This window comes from Aminobacter sp. J44 (genome assembly GCF_007829415.1).
In the GTDB taxonomy this organism is placed as follows: domain Bacteria; phylum Pseudomonadota; class Alphaproteobacteria; order Rhizobiales; family Rhizobiaceae; genus Aerobium.
The window spans coordinates 1-2,331 of sequence record NZ_VLJG01000077.1 but is presented as its reverse complement, the minus strand read 5'-3'; the positions used below and the strand labels follow the sequence as shown (position 1 = coordinate 2,331).

At 58.9% G+C, this 2,331-nt stretch carries 1 protein-coding gene; it reads right to left on the bottom strand.

The features are described from left to right. Positions 1–149: 149 nt before the first annotated feature. Positions 150–1,679, bottom strand: coding sequence for a group II intron reverse transcriptase/maturase (gene ltrA, locus L610_RS18700; protein WP_186441618.1), 1,530 nt, complete (start codon positions 1,677–1,679; stop codon positions 150–152). Between the last annotated feature and the right edge of the window lie 652 nt (positions 1,680–2,331).

Below are 2,331 nucleotides of genomic sequence, written 5' to 3'. Positions count from 1 at the left end.
CCCGCCAGCCGACGATCCGGCGGGCATAGGCATCGATGACGAAGGCCACGTAGACAAAGCCTCTCCAGGTCGACAGTGGAGTAAGAAGCGCTGCTGCGCTTCTCCTCCCCGAACCGTACGTGCACCTTTCAGCGCATACGGCTCTCTATTCAATCTTGGCCCATGGCCATGGCAACGTCATGATAATTTGAGGTGACGGTGCTGCGAGGTTCGCTCCGGAAGATATATGGATTGCTCTCCGGATTCCGCCACCGGAACTGCGCCTTTGGGCTGGTTACCATTCGGCGCAGCGCCTTGCCGACACGGTTTCCACGTTCACTTCGTCCATAGACAAGCCAAGTTTTTGCCTTGCCCGCCTCTGGCGCTCGATACCAGCTCCGCATCAAGGGTTTGATGCGTGACCGATATTTTCGCGCCAGCCAGTGCGCCAGTTTCCAGAACACGACAGTGTCGATGCGCCGGAAGCAACGCGCTGTGAAGTCGGTGAACTTGTAGAAGGCCGCCCATCCCGCCAGTTGGCGGTTCAGGCGGTCTACCATGTCGACCTTGCCGACATCATGATTGCCGGAAAGGGTCTCGGTCAATTTGCGAACAAACGCCTTGGCCTTTTCCTTGGGTATCGTCGTGACGACGGACATATGCCCGTTCGACCCCCGCTTGCGAATGATCCGATGCCCCAGAAAGACGAACCCGTCATCGACGTGGGTGATATGGGTCTTTTCCATATTCAACGTCAGCTTCAGGCGGTCTTCCAGAAAGGCCCGGCATTCCTCGCGGATTTCCTCGGCATGAACCTTCGTCCCCTTGACGAGGACGACGAAGTCATCGGCATAGCGACAATAGGCAATCGCAGGTTTCCATTGCCGGTCCTCTCGAACCGTGATGGGGCGGCCCTGCTGAATGCCGAAGTTCCATGCCCAGCGATCCTTGCGGGCTTTCCGGTTCAGGTATTTCGCCTCCAGCCACGCATCAAACTCGTGGAGCATGATGTTGGACAGGAGCGGCGACAGCACGCCGCCTTGCGGAACACCCTCACTGGACGCTGCAAACAGGCCACGGTCGATGTGACCCGCTTTTAGGATGTGCCAGAGAAGATCAACAAACCGTCCGTCCCGCACCCGCCGCCGAACGCATTGCAGAAGCAGCCGGTGATGAACGGTGTCGAAGTAGCTCGCCAGATCACCTTCGATGATCCAGCGGCCCCTCGTCGTGTCCGCGCCGTCCTGAAGCTGCAACTTCACGGTACGAACGGCATGGTGCACGCTGCGTTCCGGCCGGAAGCCATAGGACAGGCGATGGAAGTCGCTTTCCCAAATCGGCTCCATGGCCATCAGCATGGCGCGCTGGACAATGCGGTCTGTCAGGGTCGGTATACCCAGTGGTCGTAGCTTGCCATTGGCTTTCGGGATATAGATTCGCTTGACCGGCTTCGGGCGATAGGTGCCTTTCAACAGGTTTGTCCGCAGGTCGGCCAGATGGCGATCCAGCCCGGCCTGCATCCGTCGCTTATCCATTCCGTCAATGCCCGGAGTTCGTGCGCCACTCGACGCCAGAACGATCCGGGCGGCTTCGGCAAGCCATTCCCGGTCGGCAATGAGCCGCAAGAGACGATCGAACCGACGGTTCGGACCGGCCTCGGCCCATGTTGCGAGCTTGTGCTGCATTTCGCTGATTATCAAAGGTCTTCACCTCATTTGGTCAGGTAATTTGCACTCCAAGCAGATTGAACTGTTCCCCTTCGCCATGTGGCAGGCTTTCCCTGCCGCGGACTACTACGGGAACTCCGCCAGCGTGATGGACATCAGGGTCAACTCCCTTGCGACGCAGAACATCGTGGGCATTCCATCATGCCTTCCCTCGTTCATATGCTGGACACTCCACGCACTGGGGAGGTTGCCGGTCGCAGTCCTTGTCCTTGCGTCCCGCAAGTCGATGCCGATGTCATGGTCTGGCTGCGTTCTCCCCATGACTCCCTGCGAGACGCCATACATATACGCCCGCATTCGGACACCCCCGCCTACGTGTTGGGGGCACCATCAGCATTCCGCCTGTTAAGCCGTGTAGGCGAAGGCGACATTTCAGCCCTCGGATGCGAATTAACCGGTTCGTGTTCCTCAACCTTCTAGTGCTACAGCCTCGGGAACCATCTCGGCGTAACGGCTTCGCCTCAATTCCCTTTACCTGCGGGCTACGTCACCCTGCCAGTTGACGACAGGTCACCGCCGCTTGGGCTCATGCCCCTCACAGCAGGGGGCACGGCATTCTTCAAATCCTCCTTTCTCAATGCATTCCAGTCATATGCACCCCGGACCATCCGGGACGAGGCGCACC